Origin of the sequence: Citrobacter sp. Cb080, assembly GCF_030334745.1 — a bacterium.
In the GTDB taxonomy this organism is placed as follows: Bacteria; Pseudomonadota; Gammaproteobacteria; order Enterobacterales; family Enterobacteriaceae; genus Citrobacter; species Citrobacter braakii.
Window position 1 is genome coordinate 54,027 of record NZ_JAOWDG010000079.1, and the last position, 17,448, is coordinate 71,474.

Annotated in this window: 17 protein-coding genes and 1 pseudogene; 6 read left to right on the top strand and 12 right to left on the bottom strand. The window is 53.0% G+C overall.

From position 1 onward, the window contains the following. Nucleotides 1-24: 24 nt before the first annotated feature. The 8 genes from patD to OGV38_RS18705 all read right to left on the bottom strand — a co-directional run bounded on the left by patD (nt 25) and on the right by OGV38_RS18705 (nt 7,861). On the bottom strand, nt 25-1,452 hold the full coding sequence (gene patD / locus OGV38_RS18670) for an aminobutyraldehyde dehydrogenase (RefSeq protein ID WP_016156580.1): 1,428 nt from the start codon (nt 1,450-1,452) through the stop codon (nt 25-27). Nucleotides 1,453-1,473: 21 nt separating this feature from the next. Next, the gene (locus tag OGV38_RS18675) at nt 1,474-2,280 is read right to left on the bottom strand and encodes an ABC transporter permease (RefSeq protein ID WP_003020204.1); all 807 of its coding nucleotides are present in this window, start codon (nt 2,278-2,280) and stop codon (nt 1,474-1,476) included. Then, complete coding sequence (locus tag OGV38_RS18680) at nt 2,270-3,214, bottom strand: ABC transporter permease (protein ID WP_016153152.1); 945 nt, start codon at nt 3,212-3,214, stop codon at nt 2,270-2,272. The genes OGV38_RS18675 and OGV38_RS18680 overlap by 11 nt, the downstream gene beginning before the upstream one ends. Then, nucleotides 3,215-4,231, bottom strand: coding sequence for an ABC transporter ATP-binding protein (locus OGV38_RS18685; RefSeq protein ID WP_016156582.1), 1,017 nt, complete (start codon nt 4,229-4,231; stop codon nt 3,215-3,217). A gap of 16 nt (nt 4,232-4,247) precedes the next feature. Then, nucleotides 4,248-5,393 (bottom strand): putative ABC transporter substrate-binding protein YdcS, encoded by a 1,146-nt coding sequence (gene ydcS, locus OGV38_RS18690; protein ID WP_016153154.1) that lies wholly within the window; start codon nt 5,391-5,393, stop codon nt 4,248-4,250. A 329-nt stretch (nt 5,394-5,722) separates the two neighbouring features. After that, a complete protein-coding gene (locus OGV38_RS18695; protein WP_019076828.1) occupies nt 5,723-7,132 on the bottom strand; it encodes an aminotransferase-like domain-containing protein in 1,410 nt (469 codons plus the stop codon). Nucleotides 7,133-7,224: 92 nt separating this feature from the next. Further along, nucleotides 7,225-7,641, bottom strand: a complete 417-nt coding sequence (locus tag OGV38_RS18700; RefSeq protein WP_131382557.1) for a type II toxin-antitoxin system HicB family antitoxin — start codon at nt 7,639-7,641, stop codon at nt 7,225-7,227. 31 nt (nt 7,642-7,672) lie between these two features. After that, nucleotides 7,673-7,861 carry a type II toxin-antitoxin system HicA family toxin gene (locus OGV38_RS18705; protein ID WP_049259794.1) on the bottom strand — a complete coding sequence of 63 codons (189 nt, stop codon included), beginning with the start codon at nt 7,859-7,861 and terminating at the stop codon, nt 7,673-7,675. A 263-nt stretch (nt 7,862-8,124) separates the two neighbouring features. On the opposite strand from OGV38_RS18705, the gene OGV38_RS18710 reads away from it, so the two are divergent. From OGV38_RS18710 to OGV38_RS18725, 4 genes are all read left to right on the top strand, one after another. Then, nucleotides 8,125-9,528 (top strand): cytochrome ubiquinol oxidase subunit I, encoded by a 1,404-nt coding sequence (locus OGV38_RS18710; protein ID WP_016153156.1) that lies wholly within the window; start codon nt 8,125-8,127, stop codon nt 9,526-9,528. Next, complete coding sequence (cydB, locus tag OGV38_RS18715; RefSeq protein WP_016153157.1) at nt 9,528-10,538, top strand: cytochrome d ubiquinol oxidase subunit II; 1,011 nt, start codon at nt 9,528-9,530, stop codon at nt 10,536-10,538. The genes OGV38_RS18710 and cydB overlap by 1 nt, the downstream gene beginning before the upstream one ends. Next, nucleotides 10,538-10,663 (top strand): DUF2474 domain-containing protein, encoded by a 126-nt coding sequence (locus OGV38_RS18720; RefSeq protein ID WP_003020230.1) that lies wholly within the window; start codon nt 10,538-10,540, stop codon nt 10,661-10,663. Before cydB ends, OGV38_RS18720 begins: the two co-directional genes overlap by 1 nt. Nucleotides 10,664-10,852: 189 nt before the next feature. Next, the gene (locus OGV38_RS18725) at nt 10,853-11,083 is read left to right on the top strand and encodes a DUF2554 family protein (RefSeq protein ID WP_016156585.1); all 231 of its coding nucleotides are present in this window, start codon (nt 10,853-10,855) and stop codon (nt 11,081-11,083) included. Between the two features lie 3 nt (nt 11,084-11,086). On the opposite strand, the gene OGV38_RS18730 is transcribed toward OGV38_RS18725, so the two are convergent. Then, a complete protein-coding gene (locus tag OGV38_RS18730; RefSeq protein ID WP_046275600.1) occupies nt 11,087-13,048 on the bottom strand; it encodes a peptidase U32 family protein in 1,962 nt (653 codons plus the stop codon). A gap of 79 nt (nt 13,049-13,127) precedes the next feature. Then, nucleotides 13,128-13,664, bottom strand: coding sequence for a helix-turn-helix domain-containing protein (locus OGV38_RS18735; RefSeq protein ID WP_016153160.1), 537 nt, complete (start codon nt 13,662-13,664; stop codon nt 13,128-13,130). Nucleotides 13,665-13,769: 105 nt separating this feature from the next. Here OGV38_RS18735 and OGV38_RS18740 point away from each other — a divergent pair, with 105 nt between their 5' ends. Then, the gene (locus OGV38_RS18740) at nt 13,770-14,936 is read left to right on the top strand and encodes a benzoate/H(+) symporter BenE family transporter (protein ID WP_286474401.1); all 1,167 of its coding nucleotides are present in this window, start codon (nt 13,770-13,772) and stop codon (nt 14,934-14,936) included. Here OGV38_RS18740 and OGV38_RS18745 read toward each other — a convergent pair. After that, nucleotides 14,919-15,788 carry an AraC family transcriptional regulator gene (locus OGV38_RS18745; RefSeq protein WP_046275602.1) on the bottom strand — a complete coding sequence of 290 codons (870 nt, stop codon included), beginning with the start codon at nt 15,786-15,788 and terminating at the stop codon, nt 14,919-14,921. The genes OGV38_RS18740 and OGV38_RS18745 overlap by 18 nt on opposite strands. 184 nt (nt 15,789-15,972) lie before the next feature. Here OGV38_RS18745 and OGV38_RS18750 point away from each other — a divergent pair, with 184 nt between their 5' ends. Continuing rightward, nucleotides 15,973-16,881 (top strand): DMT family transporter, encoded by a 909-nt coding sequence (locus OGV38_RS18750; RefSeq protein WP_016153163.1) that lies wholly within the window; start codon nt 15,973-15,975, stop codon nt 16,879-16,881. A gap of 35 nt (nt 16,882-16,916) precedes the next feature. Here the strand turns inward: OGV38_RS18750 and OGV38_RS18755 are convergent. After that, nucleotides 16,917-17,375, bottom strand: a pseudogene (locus OGV38_RS18755) (DUF3313 domain-containing protein); the annotation flags it as partial. Between the last annotated feature and the right edge of the window lie 73 nt (nt 17,376-17,448).

Here is a 17,448-nt window from a genome sequence, read left to right on the forward strand (position 1 = left end):
CATTTATTGCTCGCGCTTCAGATATTACTCATGCTTGATCATGACATGGCGAACAATCGTGTAATCTTCCAGCCCGTAAACCGACATATCCTTGCCATAACCAGACTGTTTTTGTCCGCCGTGCGGCATCTCGCTGACCAGCGTGAAGTGGGTATTGACCCAGGTGCAACCATACTGCAGGCGAGCGCTAAATCGATGCGCGCGCCCCACATCCCGAGTCCAGACGGAGGATGCCAGGCCGTATTTCGAATCGTTAGCCCACGCCAGTACCTGATCTTCATCCTCAAACACAGTGACGCTGACCACCGGACCGAAAACTTCCCGCTGCACGATAGCATCTTCCTGCTTCGCCCCGGCCAGCAGCGTCGGAGCAAAGTAGTAGCCTGCGCCGTCCACTTTTTTACCACCGGTGATGACTTTGATATGCCCCAGTGCTTTGGCTTCATCGACCGCTTTAGTCACGCGATCGAGGTGCGCCTGCGAGCTTACCGGCCCCAGCTCCGTCGATTCGTCATTCGGTGCACCGATTTTCAGGCTGGCAACCGCGGCACCGAGTTTCTCAACCAACGCGTCATAAATGCCTTTCTGGGCATAGATTCGACAAGCGGCGGTACAGTCTTGTCCGGCGTTGTAATAGCCAAAGGTTCGCACGCCGCTCACCACCGCATCCAGATCGGCATCATCAAAAATGATGACCGGGGCTTTGCCGCCCAGCTCCATATGTGTGCGCTTAATCGAAGGCGCGGTGTGCTGGATAATGTGTTCACCGGTCGCAATGGAGCCGGTCAGGGAAACCATCCGGACTTTTTCATGACCGGTCAGCGGGTCACCCACCGTTTTGCCACGGCCAAACAGCACGTTGATAACGCCTGGCGGATAAATATCTTTGGCAAATTCAGCCAGTTTAAGTGCCGTTAGCGGGGTAATTTCTGACGGTTTAATCACCACACAGTTACCCGCCGCCAGCGCCGGTGCCAGCTTCCACGCCGCCATCATCAGCGGGTAGTTCCACGGCGCGATAGAGGCCACCACGCCCAGCGGATCCCGCCGAATCATCGACGTATGCCCTTCCAGATACTCTCCGGCCGCCTGCCCTTGTAGAGTACGAGCAGCCCCGGCGAAGAAGCGGAAAACGTCGACGATTGCCGGAATTTCATCGTTAAGGACACAGTGCAGCGGCTTACCACAGTTAAGCGATTCCAGCTCAGCGAAGGTTTGCGCGTTATCGGCGATAGCATCCGCCAGTTTCAGCAGCAGTTCGGAACGAACTTTCGGTGTGGTTTGTCCCCAGGTGGCAAATGCGCTGTCTGCTGCACGTACCGCCGCATCAACCTGCCCGGCTGACGCCTCGGCAATCTCCAGAATGCGTTCTCCAGTGGCAGGGTTATAGACTGGCTGCTTTTCACCTTCACCGTTGACCAGCTCGCCATTAATCAGTAATTGATGTTGCATAGCAATTTCCCATATCGTCGTTTATTTACCGTTTCCGGCGAGAGTGTCGCCTTCACGCGTTAGCCACCAGGCCCCTAAAATTGGCAGTGTTGTCACCAGCATTACCAGCAATGCCACAACGTTGGTGACAGGCACATCTCGTGGTCGACCCAGTTGATTGAGCAGCCACAAAGGAAGTGTTCTTTCATGTCCGGCGGTGAACGTTGTCACGATGATTTCATCAAACGACAAAGCAAACGCCAGCATCCCTCCCGCCAGCAGTGCCGATGCCAGGTTTGGCAGCACGACATAACGAAAGGTTTGCCAGCCGTTGGCGCCAAGATCCATAGACGCTTCAACCAGACTCCATGAGGTACGGCGAAAACGCGCCACGACGTTGTTAAATACCACCACCACACAAAACGTCGCATGGCCGACCACGATGGTGAGAAAACCGGGTTCCAGGTTGATAGTTTTAAACGCCGTCAGTAGCGCCAGACCGGTAATAATCCCCGGCAGCGCGATCGGCAACAGCAGCAACAGCGATATTGCGCTTTTACCAAAAAAGTCCCTGCGCCACAGTGCGGCAGCGGCCAGCGTCCCCAGAACGAGAGCAATGGCCGTCGACAATGCAGCGATTTTAAGTGACAACGTCACCGATTCCAGAATGTCGCTACGTTGCGCCGCAACGCTAAACCACTTCAGCGTTAACCCCTGCGGTGGAAAACTAAAAGCAGCCTCCTCAGTATTAAAAGCATAGGTGGCGATGATGAGGATGGGAAAGTGCAGGAAAATAACCCCGCCCCATGCCGCCAATTTGAGTAACCAGGGCGCGCGTTCAGAGTGCATCGAAAGCTCCCAGACGCTTCACGAACGCCAGATACAGTGCGATTAACACAATCGGCACCAAAGTAAATGCCGCCGCCATCGGCATATTGCCGATCGCCCCTTGTTGCGAATACACCATATTGCCGATGAAATAGCCTGGCGGCCCCACCAGTTGCGGCACGATAAAATCGCCCAACGTCAGAGAAAAAGTAAAGATCGACCCTGCCGCGATACCGGGTATCGCCAGTGGCAGGACCACATAGCGGAAAGTCTGATGCGGACGAGCGCCCAAATCAGCGGAGGCCTGTAAGAGCGAAGGCGGAAGTCTCTCCAGCGCGGCCTGTACCGGCAGGATCATAAACGGCAGCCAGATGTAGACGAACACCAGAAAACGCCCTAACCCTGAAGTCGACAACGTATTGCCGCCGACCGCTGGCAGCGTCAGGAACGAAAGCAGCAGAGGCTCCAGTCCCAGATGAGTTAAAAACCACTGCGCCACCCCGTCTTTAGCCAACAGTAACGTCCATGCGTAGGCTTTAACAATGTAGCTGGCCCACATCGGCAACATCACAGCAATGTAAAAAAAGGCTTTCATTTTGCCACTGGTATATCGCGCCATATACCACGCCATCGGAAACGCCAGAATCGCGCTGGCAATGGTGACTGCCACCGCCATCGTCAGGGTACGCAAAATGATGTCGTAGTTGGCGGGATTAAACAGCGCCTGCAAATTCGCCAGCGTCAGGTCGGGCGTGACCGACATGGTGAAATCATCGAAGGTATAAAAACCTTGCCACAACAGCGTCAGTAATGAGCCGAAGTAGACGATCCCAAACCACATCAGCGGTCCGAGGAGCAGCAAAAACAGCCCCAGGCCCGGATTACGCCAGAAGAACCCTGAGATCCGGTTCAGACTTGTCGACTGTGGAGGCGAATGTAAGACATTCATAGCCATTCACCTCTCCTCAACCAGCGGTACCATCACGTCGCGTGACCACGATGCCATCACCTGTTGACCCGGCGACAGCGTTGTCGGCAGCATTTCTCCCGTCAGGTTCGCCTGGCTAACCAGCAATTTTTCACCGCCGACAAGTTTCAGCTCAAAACGTGTCGCGGCACCCTGGTACTGCACCGCCTGGATAACCCCCCGGGCCTGGACTTCACCACTGGTATCATTCAAGCGAATGTGTTCCGGACGCAGGGAAAACATACCCTGTAGCCCGCAAACGTTCGCTGACATCGTTTCATCAAAAACATTTGACGTCCCGACGAAACTTGCCACAAACGGTGTGCGCGGACGCATGTACAGTTCACGCGGAGAATCCACCTGTTCGATGCGACCATTATTAAACACCGCCACACGATCGGACATCGACAGGGCTTCACCCTGATCGTGGGTGACAAAAATGAAGGTGATACCCAGGGATTGCTGTAGCTTTTTCAGTTCCAGTTGCATCTGCTCACGCAGCTTAAGATCCAATGCCCCGAGCGGTTCATCCAACAGCAGGACGCGCGGTTCATTGACCAGCGCGCGGGCAATCGCCACGCGTTGCCGCTGACCACCGGAAAGTTGCGATGGTTTGCGTTCATAAACAAAACCGAGCGCAACCTTATCCAGCGCTTCACGTGCTTTTGCGTGACGCTGTTTTTTATCAATACCTTTGACCATCAGCCCGTAGGCGACATTGTCGAGAATCGACATATGCGGGAATAGCGCATAATCCTGAAATACCGTATTGACGTCCCGTTCCCAGGGCGGCAATTCGCTGGCCTGCTTACCAAAAATGGTGATTGCGCCGCCTGACAGTTGCTCAAACCCTGCAATAAGGCGCAGACAAGTGGTCTTGCCGGAGCCGGATGGCCCCAGCATAGAGAAAAACTCACCGTCGTTAATCGCAATACTCACCCCATCAACTGCACGAACATCCCCGTACAGACGCGAGACGTTATGAAACTCCACTGCGTACGTCATAAAACCCCCAGCGGAATTAACGACCGCCCATAATGGCGATGTAATCCTGCGTCCAGCGACTGTAAGGAACGAATTTGCCACCTTCTGCGATCGGCGTTTTCCAGAAGGCAATTTTGTCAAAGTAGCTATAGCCGTTGGTTTCACAGCCCTTTTCACCCAGCAGCGGGCTGGCTTTACAACCTTCAGGCACGACTGGCAGAGAACCAAACCAGGCTGCGACGTCGCCCTGAACTTTCGGGGTTAATGACCAGTTCATCCATTTGTAAGCGCACACCGGGTGTTTGGCTTCGCTGTGCAGCATGGTGGTATCAGCCCATCCGGTAACCCCTTCTTTTGGGAAGACCGTGGCAATAGGCTGGCCTTCTCCTTTCAGGGCGTTCGCCTGATAAGGCCAGGCGCTGGACGCCACCACACCTTCGTTTTTGAAGTCGCTCATTTGTACGGTGGTATCGTGCCAATAGCGATGGATCAGCGCGTGCTGATCGCTCAGAACTTTGATCACCGCCTGATACTGTTGTTCGGTGAGCTGATAGGGATCGGTAATGCCCAGTTGCGGCTGAGTCGCCTTAACGAATAATGCAGCATCGGCAATATAGATCGGGCCATCGTAGGCTTGAACGCGCCCTTTATTGCTTTTTCCGTCCCCAAGTTTTTGCTCAACAAATACCACGTTCCAGCTATCCGGCGGCGTTGGGAAAATTTTGGTGTTGTACATCAGCAGGTTTGGCCCCCACTGGTACGGTGTGCCGTAAACTTTTCCGCCAACGTTAAACCACTCGCCTTTTACCACGCGCGGATCGATGCTTTTCCAGTTAGGGATCAGCGCGGTATTAATCGGCTGAACGCGTTTTCCCATAATCAGACGCAAGGAGGCATCACCGGAAGCGGTAACCAGGTCGTAGCCGCCTTTTGCCATCAGGCTGACCATTTCATCAGAAGTGGCCGCTGTTTTAACATTGACCGCGCAGCCGGTCTCTTTCTCAAACTGCGAGACCCAATCATATTGTTTATCGGTCTGTCCACGTTCGATGTAGCCCGGCCAGGCAATAATATCCAGACGGCCTTCCGGTTTATCTAAGGATGTCGGGGGTTCGGCTGCCTGTGCAGTCATCAGCGTCATACTGAGTGCGCACAGGCTACTGAGGGCAAACTGCTTGCTCATAACGTCTTACTCCTGTCTAAAAAATATTGAGCGGCAGCCTTGCCGTAAATATATGTCCTTTCCTAAAAATAGTCGGGGTGTTGTAAGCGTTCCTGCTGGCGCAAGGAAATTTAATCAGGTTGTGAGCTAACGCTCATTACGCTACTGACGCTGATCGGGAGCTTTAATCTTCTGGAGTATAGACAAGGAGTTAGGTGCAACGGTGGCAATAGTAAGAACTATTGATTTTTTGTATGGTAGCACCCGATATAAATAACATCGGGATTAGGTATTCTCTATTTCGAAAATAAGAACGCGCTATTCTTTTATATTGAATAGCGCGTTATGTTTTATTTCATCATCTCGCGAATTAATTTTCCCAGCTGTTTCACAGCCTGTTCCTCACGCTCTCCCCAGTGCCATGCGGTATTAAAGCGAAAAAAACGAGTCCAGCTCCCCGAAGTCGAAAACATTTTTCCCGGTGCAATGCTGATATGGTGCGCCAGTGCCTGGGTGCTGAGCACGCCTGCATCAAGCGGTTCTGGCAGTTCCAGCCACAGAAAATAGCCGCTGTCGTTATGGTGAATTTTGACTTCCGCCGGAAGATGGCGCAGCAACGTTTGCCAGGCCTGCTGTTTGCGTTCCGCCAGTTGACGGCGTAAGCGGCGCAGATGCGCGTCATAGCGCCGGGTTGACAGATAATCCACGAGCGCAAGCTGCATGGGGGAACTGGTGGATAACGTGCTCATGAGCTGGAGTCGCTGAATACGCCGCGCATGCTTCCCGGCCGCCACCCAGCCCACGCGAAATCCGGGCACCAGACACTTCGAGAAGGATGAACAATGCAAAACGCTGTCGGCGCGATCCCAGGCTTTGGCAGGCAGTGGTTTTTCGCGACCAAAGTACAGCTCGCTGTAGACATCATCTTCTATCAGCATTACATGATATTTTTCCAGCAATGCGACCAGGTGCGCCTTTTTCTCTGGGCTGAGCGTAAAGCCCAACGGATTTTGGCTGTTGGTCATCAGCCAGCAGGCTTTTACCGGATACTCCTGCAACGCTTGCTCCAGCGCGGTAAGATCGATCCCCTCTTTCACGTCGGTGGCAATCGAAAGCGCCTTCAGCCGTAATCGCTCCAGGGCCTGCAACGCCCCGTAGAAACAGGGGTTTTCGACAATTACCCAGTCTCCCGGTTCGGTAACCGCCTGCAGGCTCAGGTTGAGGGCATCCAGCGCACCGGTAGTGATGACAATTTCATCAGGTGAAATGGTCATCCCCTGTTGAGCATAGCGGCGGGCAATGGCATGGCGCAGCTCATCATTTCCCGGCGGCAGGTTTTCTATCACGCTCATGGCGGTCGCGGTTTTACTGACCTGCGCCAGCGAGCGGTTCAACTGCTGGAGGGGAAACAGACGCGGATCGGGGAATGCAGAGGCAAATGGCATCACTGACGCATCCCGGCTGGCCTGCAGCATATCAAAAATATAGGTGTTGATATCCACCGCTTCATCGCGCATCACCTGCGCCTGCGGCGCTGCCAGCTCACGTTCAGGGCGCGCGGCAACATAGTAACCCGACTGCGGCCGGGCGATAATCCGGCCCTGACTTTCCAGCAACTGATATGCATGTCCGACGGTCATAAAACTCATGCCGCTGCTGACCACCTGCTCGCGCAAGGATGGCAAGCGATCGCCGGGCTGCCATACGCCAGACGCGATTTGATCGCGAATTTGCTCAGCCAGTCGCTGGTATTTTTTCATTTTTCGTCCTGATAATCGGTGTCGGTGACACGCACTGTATATATCAGTTTACATAATCAGGGCATTTTTTATAACTGTTATAGTTAACAGTTTTACAACATTGTTACTGACAGCTCCTTGCCTAAGGCGCGTGCAGCTATTTGCACAGCATCAATTTTTGTCGCGTGCTTTAAATCGAACAAACGGGTAATTTCCTGCTTAGGCCTGCCGATCCTGTTTGCCAGCTCCTGCTGGGTGATTTTTGATTCAAGAAAGGCATTTAACAAAAGAACCTTCGACGCAATGCTCAGGGGGATTTCCACATAGTCACCTTCAGTGCCAACCGCCGAAGGTAAAGGAATCGGTTCGTTATCGTCGAAATAGAATTCAAAAGCGGTCACCAATGCAGACTGCGCAGCCTGCAAAGCCCCATGACGGGTTTCGCCCTGGGTTAATGCTTCAGGAATATCCGGGAAAGAAACCACGAATCCACCTTCCACGGCGGGGATTAGATTAACGGGATAACGCATGATTTTTTCAAAATCTCTCATATAATTAACCTCATATTGATGATGACTGTAAACCAAGCTGCTTCAGGATCGATTTTCGCAAGGCTTCTTTTATTTCATCACCAGGATGCCTGGGCATAACGCTACGCCTTCCCTGGTACCTCAACTTCAGATGATTTGAGCCGTTTGTAACAGCCACTCCCTGAGATTCAAGCCAGCGTCTGAACTCACTTTGCTTCACTGCGCCTCCCTGTCGTCTATTATACACACAAAGTAAACATTTATGATTACCTTTTCATTACCTCGCGAGTGATAGCGTAAAATCACTCGCGTGGGGAGGACGCGATTCAATAACAGGAATCCAGGTTCCAGATTTCATATCAGCCAGGCTAACCTATAACAGCACGACAACTGTTATGGTTAAAAAGAACTGTTCTGTTTCTGCCTTCCATTGCTTCGCAGCCTTAGAATTGCGCCAAATCAATTTTGCCTGCGGAGCTAAGCATGTTCGGTCTTGACGCGTTTCACCTGGCGAGGATCCAGTTCGCGTTTACGGTATCCTTTCACATCATCTTTCCGGCGATTACCATTGGCCTCGCCAGTTATCTGGCGGTGCTCGAAGGGTTATGGTTAAAAACGAAAAATCCGACCTGGCGCTCGCTATACCATTTCTGGTCGAAAATATTCGCCGTAAACTTTGGTATGGGCGTGGTTTCCGGGCTGGTGATGGCTTATCAGTTCGGCACGAACTGGAGTGGTTTTTCCGAGTTCGCCGGTAGCATCACCGGGCCGCTGCTGACCTATGAAGTATTAACCGCCTTCTTCCTCGAAGCGGGCTTCCTCGGGGTAATGCTGTTTGGCTGGAACCGGGTTGGCCCAGGACTTCACTTCTTCGCGACCTGTATGGTTGCGCTGGGTACTATTATTTCTACCTTCTGGATCCTCGCCTCCAACAGCTGGATGCAAACGCCACAGGGCTATGAAATTGTTAACGGGCAAGTCGTTCCCGTCGACTGGTTCGCCGTGATTTTCAATCCTTCCTTCCCTTATCGTTTGCTGCATATGTCCGTTGCCGCCTTCCTGAGCAGCGCGCTGTTTGTCGCGGCATCAGCCGCATGGCATTTATTGCGCGGTAATAGCACGCCAGCAATTCGCGCGATGTTTTCAATGGCGCTGTGGATGACGTTAATCGTCGCCCCGCTGCAGGCCTTAATTGGCGATATGCACGGGTTGAATACGCTGAAGCACCAGCCTGCAAAAATTGCGGCGATTGAAGGACACTGGGAAAATCCGCCCGGCGAACCGACCCCGCTGCTGTTGTTCGGCTGGCCGGATATGGAGCAGGAGCGCACCCGCTATGGGCTGGAAATCCCGGCGCTGGGCAGCCTGATCCTGACTCATAGTCTGGATAAACAGGTCCCGGCGTTAAAAGAATTTCCGAAGGAAGACAGGCCCAATTCCACCATCGTGTTCTGGTCGTTTCGCATTATGGCAGGGTTAGGCATGCTGATGATCCTGCTGGGCGCGTTTGCCCTGTGGCTGCGTTATAAGGAGCGGCTATACACCTCACGTCCTTTCCTGCGCTTTGCATTGTGGATGGGGCCCTCCGGTCTGATTGCCATCCTTGCTGGCTGGGTGACCACCGAAGTTGGCCGTCAGCCGTGGGTGGTTTACGGTTTGCAACGTACGGCGGATGCGGTTTCCGCACATGGTGATTTACATATGAGCATCAGCCTACTGTCTTTCTTTGTGGTGTATAGCTCGGTGTTTGGCGTGGGTTACAGCTACATGATCCGCCTGATCCGTAAAGGACCACAGGAAGATGAGCCGACCATTCCGCCAACAGGCACGCCGGCACGGCCGCTTTCTGCTGTCGTTCTCGATTCTCAACCGGAGGCACACCGCTAATGGGTATCGATTTATCAGTTATCTGGTTTGTAATTATCGTGTTCGCCACGCTGATGTATATCGTGATGGACGGTTTTGATCTCGGGATCGGTATTTTATTCCCTGCGATTTCGGATGCGGATGACCGCGATGTGATGGTCAACAGCGTCGCCCCGGTATGGGACGGTAATGAAACCTGGCTGGTGTTGGGTGGCGCCGGATTATTCGGCGCTTTTCCCCTGGCCTATGCGGTGATTGTCGATGCGCTGACGATCCCATTGACCCTGATGCTCATCGGCCTGATATTTCGCGGCGTCGCGTTTGAGTTTCGCTTCAAAGCCACGCCGGCGCATCGACCATTCTGGGACAAAGCTTTTCTCGGCGGTTCAATCCTCGCGACATTCACTCAGGGTATTGTGGTCGGTGCCGTACTCAACGGGTTTTCCGTCACCGGACGCAGCTACAGCGGCGGTCCTTTCGACTGGCTGACCCCCTTTACCCTGTTCTGCGGCGTGGGTCTGGTTGTAGCCTACGCCCTGTTGGGGGCAACATGGCTGGTGATGAAAAGCGAAAATCCGTTGCAGGATAAAATGCGCTGCGTGGCAAGAAAACTGCTGCTGGCGATGCTGGTTGTCATTGCCATTATCAGCCTGTGGACGCCGCTGGCGCACAGCGCCATTGCCGAGCGTTGGTTTAGCCTGCCCAATCTGTGGTTCCTGATGCCGGTTCCGCTCCTGGTTGCGCTGATTAGCCTCTGGCTGTGGCGCTCGCTGGGTCAGCAAAACAGCCATACGCTGCCTTTTGTATTGACGCTGGGGCTGATTTTTCTCGGGTTCAGCGGGCTGGGGATCAGTATCTGGCCCCACATCATTCCACCGTCCATTACGCTGTGGCAGGCGGCAGCTCCGGCGCAGAGTCAGGGCTTTATGTTGGTTGGCGCGCTGCTGATTATCCCGATAATCCTGGTGTACACCTTCTGGAGCTACTACGTTTTCCGCGGCAAAGTTCAACATGGTGAGGGGTATCATTGATGCAACAAACAATCTGGAAACGCCTGATGTGGCTGGTGATCCTCTGGGGCGGCAGCGTGCTGGCCCTGGCCGCCGTTGGTATGTTCTTTCGTCTCCTGATGACGGCCGCCGGATTTAAATCCTGATTCTCTCCCTGATAACAACCGGGCAGCGCTGCACTGCCCGGTTGTGACAAATCCCAACGTTATCTAAACAAAAATGTAAAAAACATCGAAATGACAAAACAGAGATTGTCATTAACCCGATTAAAATATTGAATAGTCACCTGGCGAAATTATCGTCAATTCCGCAGCTAACGTACCAGAGGGTGCATGATGTTTAAGAAAGGGTTAACGGTGTTATTGCTGGCCAGCGCGCTTTTTTCCGGTCAGCTTCTCGCTACCAATCAGGGACATGAATATATTCAGGTGCAGGATGCCGATCACTTATTACGACACACGGCCGACAGCGATGAGCTACGAATGACGGCGGAAGAATCCGCCGCCGATCTTCGCGAACACCATTACTGGCAAAAATCACGCAAACCCGATACACATCAGAGCTAACAGTTAGCTTTTACGCTTTGGCAACGTTTTCAGCAGTTCTTCAGGGCTGACGGAAGCCACCACGCTGCCCGGCAACGGCATCTTCAGAATGTGATGTTTCATCTTGCCGATCACGTGCATTTCGCACGGTCGGCAATCAAATTTCAGCGTCAGGACCTCATCGCCGTTAACCAGCTGCATCGGCGTGGCTTTCCAGCTTTTGATATTTCCTTTCGCCTGTTTCGGACACAGGTTAAACGCAAAACGCAGGCAATGTTTGGTGATCATCACCGGCACATCGCCCTTTTCTTCATGCGCCTCATAGGCGGCATCAATCAACTGCACGCCATAACGGTGATAAAACTCTCGCGCTTTATGGTTGTAGACGTTAGCCAGAAAGCTCAGATGAGTTTGCGGGTAAACCGGCGCCGGCTGGGCAACCGGTTTACGGCGACCGCGCTGATAGTTTTGCAAACGAGCTGCATCCAGCATATCGACCGCTTCACGTCGCAGCTGATTCAGTTGACCGTTCGGCACGAACAATGCTCCCGGCAGATTCACCTGAATATTACGGGCGTAATACAGCGTTTGTCCCAGTTTTGCCAGACCATCCTGCAGGTTGCTCAACGCTTTTTCTGCATTGTTCGCTTCCTCAAACTGGCCGTCCAGCGTATGGGTGATACTCACCCCCTCCTCACTGGTGAGCGTCAGGATCAACTGTTCCTGCCAGCCGCCCAGCTCAATATCGACCGCGACGCGGCGTTCGCTGGAGGTTTTGGTCAACGCTTGCTGCCAGTTATGATCGAGATTGCGGTTCAGCGGATGGTTGGCGCGCACTTTGTGCAGGTCGGCGGGCATTTCATTCGGCCACACCCGATAACGATTGTGCCCCGTTTTTTCAACGGTGTTGGCGCGAAATCCGACGACCTCACGCTTGATTAACACGTTCAGACCATCCCCGTTGGCCAGCGGTTCTGTTACCTCAACATCGAGATGATCTTTTGCCACCTTCAGGACTTCGCCAACCGGCAGACCGATGAACTTTGGTGAGTCGAATGCGCCGATATCCCCCTTACGGGCATTCACAAAATAATCGGTGCTGCCGCGATGGAAGGTCTTTTCCGTGGATGGAGTAAAGAAATGTTCGGTACGCCCGGCTGAAGAACGGGCAAGATCGCCGCGCTCTTCAATAATGGCGTCCAGCATCTGACGATAATGCGCGGTAATATTCTTCACATAGCTCATGTCTTTATAGCGCCCTTCAATTTTGAAGGAGCGCACGCCTGCGTCAATCAACGCGCCGAGGTTGGCGGTCTGATCGTTATCTTTCATCGACAGCAGATGTTTTTCATAGGATACGACGCGCCCCTGATCGTCTTTCAGGGTATACGGCAGGCGACAAGCCTGAGAACAGTCACCGCGGTTAGCGCTACGTCCGGTTTGCGCATGTGAAATATAACACTGGCCTGAATAGGCCACGCACAGCGCACCGTGAATGAAAAATTCAATAGTTGCATCCGTAGCCTGATGAATGGCGTGTATCTGCTCAAGGCTTAGTTCGCGCGCGAGGACAATTTGGGTGAATCCGACGTCAGAAAGAAACTTCGCCTTCTCGACGCTGCGAATATCACATTGGGTGCTGGCGTGCAGCTCAATGGGAGGGATATCCAGCTCCAGAATCCCCATATCCTGCACAATCAGGGCGTCAACGCCGGTCTGATACAGATCGGTAATTAATCGCTGTGCGGGCTCCAGCTCATCATCATGCAAGATTGTATTCAGCGTCACAAAGATTTTCGCCCCGTAACGATGCGCAAACGGCACCAGTTCGGCGATATCTTTCAGGCTGTTACTGGCGTTATGACGCGCGCCAAAACCCGGTCCGCCAATGTAAACGGCGTCAGCACCGTGCAAAATGGCTTCACGTGCAATGGCGGTATCCCGGGCCGGGCTTAACAATTCAAGGTGATGAGGCTGCTGGCGCATACAGTTGTTACCATCCACAAGTGGTAAAAATGGCGGCTATTGTAGTCACAAGCGCGGATTTTCGGAATAGTTTTCCCGACTAACCGCGCGGGTAATGGATCAGGGAATGAAAGTGAACCGTTTGTTCGCTACTGTTACGGTAGCTATGCGCCCTGTCTCCCGCAAAACGCACCCCCTCGCCGGATTTCATGGTGCGCCACTGCCCCTCAATACACATATCCAGCAGCCCATTTATCACCACCACGTGCTCTATAACGCCGGTTTCATGCGGAGTCGATTCACTGAGTGCGCCGGGTGCCAGCTGTATCGAAAAATGATCGAAGCACAGCTGTGGGTCCCACGGAAACAATGGCGTGACGACCATCGCCTGCTGCTGGGGATCGAATGTTGGCGCGCCGTCTGACTCTGGCGGTGAAATAAACGTCGAGAACGGCACGTTCAGTCCGGTGGCAATTTTCCACAATGTCGCCACCGTTGGGCTGGATTCGTTGCGCTCAATCTGCCCCAACATGGCTTTTGACACGCCGGTTTCCTCCGCCAAACGTGACAGGCTCCATTCCCGCTGGTGACGTAGCGTGCGGAGCGTTGTGGCCAGATAGTGGGTTAAGTTTTCCATTTTTCGCCTTCCTGACTCTCCTTTCTCGAGGCTACAGCTTAGCACTTGTACGCTATAACGCACAGTGCTACATTGATTGACCGTTATAACGCACACGGAGTGATTATGCGCGCATTTTCTATCCCACTGCCCACCGTATTATCGGGTTTTGTGGCTGTCCTGGTCGGTTACGCCAGCTCGGCTGCCATTATCTGGCAAGCGGCCCTGGCCGCAGGTGCGACCACCGATCAAATCGCGGGCTGGATGACCGCGCTGGGGATTGCAATGGGCGTCAGTACGCTGGCGCTGACGTTATGGTATCGCGCTCCTGTGCTCACGGCCTGGTCAACACCTGGCGCCGCGCTGCTGGTTACGGGTCTGCACGGGGTATCGATTCAGGATGCTATCGGCGTTTTTATCGTAGCTAACGCGTTGATTGTGCTGTGCGGCATAACCGGATTGTTTGCCCGTCTGATGAAAATAATCCCCCACTCACTGGCATCAGCCATGCTGGCCGGGATCCTACTGCGCTTTGGTCTGCAGGCCTTTAATAGCCTCAACAGTGAGCTTATTTTGTGCGGTAGTATGCTGGTGGCATGGCTGGTATTTAAAGTCACAGCCCCACGGTACGCGACGCTCGCCGCGATGCTGGCGGGTGTCGCTATCGCGCTAATAAAAGGTGACATTGTCACAAGTGGAGTGGCTTTGTCGCCGGTCATGCCTGCGTTTATTACCCCACACTTTTCATTTGCCCATAGTATCAGCATTGCGCTACCGCTGTTTCTGGTTACCATGGCTTCGCAAAATGCCCCAGGTATTGCCACTATGAATGCGTCGGGCTATTCATTACCCGTTTCACCGCTCATTATCTTTACCGGCCTGCTGGCGCTGATGTTTTCGCCGTTTGGCGTCTACTCCATCTGCATTGCCGCCATAACCGCCGCAATTTGCCAAAGTCCCGAAGCGCATCCTGATGCCAAACGACGCTGGCTCGCCGCCGCCGCGGCTGGCGTCTTCTATCTTCTGGCAGGGGTGTTTGGCGGTTCAGTCACAGGACTAATGGCGGCACTACCCGTAAGCTGGATCCAGATGCTGGCCGGTCTGGCCTTGCTCGGGACAATTAGCGGTAGTTTGTATCAGGCGTTGCATAATGAAGCGGAACGCGATGCAGCCATCGTTACGTTTTTGGTCACGGCCAGCGGCCTGACGTTATTGGGGATTGGATCTGCATTCTGGGGGCTGGTCGTAGGCGGTATCTGCTACGCCGTGTTGACGTTATTTCGCCGCACGTAGCTGCGTTGGCGTTTTACCGGTTACCTGTTTAAACCGGTTACTAAAATGGCTTGCCGAACTGAATCCGCAGGTCATCGCAATATCTGACAAACTGCGTGAAGTGTAACAGACCAGATGCTGCGCCAGCGCCATACGACGTTGCATCACGTACTGATGCGGTGCCATATTCATCGACTGGCGAAACATTCTGGCAAAATGGAATTCGCTGAGCGCCGCCTCACTAGCCAGATCGTTCAGGGTGATTGGGTACGCCAGATGCGCGTCAATATAGGCCAGCACGTTACGCAAGGTGACTGGCGCGAGTCCCCCGGTGACGGTGGGCAGCCGCCATTGAACGTTGCTGTAATGCTGGATCAGATGCGTTAACAGTAGCGAAGATGCCGCGCTGAGCGTGAGGTGATTGGCCGGTTGCTGCCAGTCGTTATCAAGCAGAAACTGACGGTAAACCGCCGTGATCCCCGGGTCACTGCCAAACGTGTGCTCGTCCAGCGTGAAGCTATAGGGGCTTTTATCCCAGACTTTTTCACCCACTTCGCGCAGATGTTCGTCGGTACAATAGAGATGAACAAAGGAGAGATCGTCGCGGATATCCCAACTTGATTCGCTCTCTTTCGGCATCAGGCAAAAACGGTCCGGTCCGCCGCCATTCTTCCAGCCCCCCGCCGTTTTGTGGTAACTCTCGTAGCCATCCGCGATATATAAACTGAGCGTATGGTGATCGCAATACTGGGTGATGGTATCGCGCTTGTTTGACCAGGCCGCCAGTTGGATCCCTGAATGTAACGCAACCGATTCATGCAGCACGGCATTATGTTTGCGTAAGTTTTCAAAGGCATCGTAGGGCTGAGGCATACCATCACATTCAAAATAAGTTAGCAGGCTTTCAGTCTATAACAGCCACATATTGTTAACAGCTTCCTTTTCGCTTTTACGCTAAAAAAGCGCAAGATTTTGCAAGTCCGCCGCAAACCGATGAAAGCCTCCTGCCGCCAGACATGACACAGTGTGAACCTGAATCCAAAAAAGAGAGAGTTGTATGAACGCACTGTTGTACTGCCTGGTGGTGGTAATTTGGGGAACGACATGGATTGCGATTTATTTGCAGCAGGGCCCGGTTTCTGCGCCGGTTTCTATCTTTTGGCGCTTCGCCGTTGCCAGTTCGCTGATGATAGTGATCCTGCTGGTTAGCGGTAAATTACGCAAACTGTCTGGTCGCGATCATCTGTTTTGTCTGTTACAGGGTGGATGCGTTTTTTGCTTCAACTTCTGGTGTTTTTATACGGCTGCGGCCTGGATTAATACCGGCCTGGAGTCGGTGATTTTCTCAATGGCCGTCCTGTTCAATGCGGTCAATAGCTTCATCTTTTTTGGGCAAAAACCACCGCTGCGTTTCTATATCGCAGCTGGTCTCGGACTGACGGGCATTGTGACTCTGTTCTGGCAGGATTTGCTCAACAGCGGATTCAATCATTCCTTGCTGCTGGGTATCGGCTTAAGCGCCCTTGGAACCTTCGGTTTCTCATTGGGTAATATGATCAGCATGCGTCACCAGAAAAAAGGGCTGGAAGTGTTAACGACCAACAGTTGGGCCATGCTGTACGGCACGCTGTTGATCGCTGCCATTGCGCTGATGCGCGGGGACAATTTTACGCCACAGTGGACATTCAGCTATCTCAGCGCGCTGTTATATCTGGCTATTTTTGGCTCAGTGATTGCTTTCGGCGCTTATTTCACACTGGTAGGTCGCATTGGTCCCAGTAGGGCGGCATACAGTACCCTGCTTTTCCCGCTGGTTGCGCTAACGCTGTCAACATTGTATGAAGGATACGTCTGGCAGGTTAACGCTATTGCCGGATTGGTGTTGATTTTACTGGGGAATATGGTGATGTTTGCCCGACCAGAAGTACTGATGGGTAAACTATTCTATCGACGCCGGGTGGCATAAAAAAAACGCACCATCCTGAGATGGTGCGTTGATTATTATTGTGGTTTTTTGTTCACGTCAAACATGGTGGCATCCGTCGCCATGTCATCAATAACTTTCTTCAACGTTTCGAACGCCATCGGCGTGCTTTCGTTGCTCAGATCTTTACCTTCACCCTTACGTACAACTTTAATTACCGGTTTATTGGTCGCAGCATCAATCAACTCACCCTCGAAATAGAGGTTGGTATCCATGGTACGGTGACCCGTTGCCATTTGTGTTCCCGCAACGAGTAGCGCAACCGGGATCACTTCATAGAACTGCAGACCTTCTTTGCTTGTTGCAACACCGGTAATCGCTCCGCGGAAAATCAGGCTACGTGGCCCAGGGGTAGTAACCAGGGGCTTACGCTTGCTGATGGCGGATTTCAACTGGGTATTGGTGTAGGTCAGCAGTTGATCAAGAACCTGCTGCCCTACCTGCGTGGTAGGTTTAGGAACCGGATAATAGGTGATGCTGCCAACTTACTGATTTAGTGTATGATGGTGTTTTTGAGGTGCTCCAGTGGCTTCTGTTTCTATCAGCTGT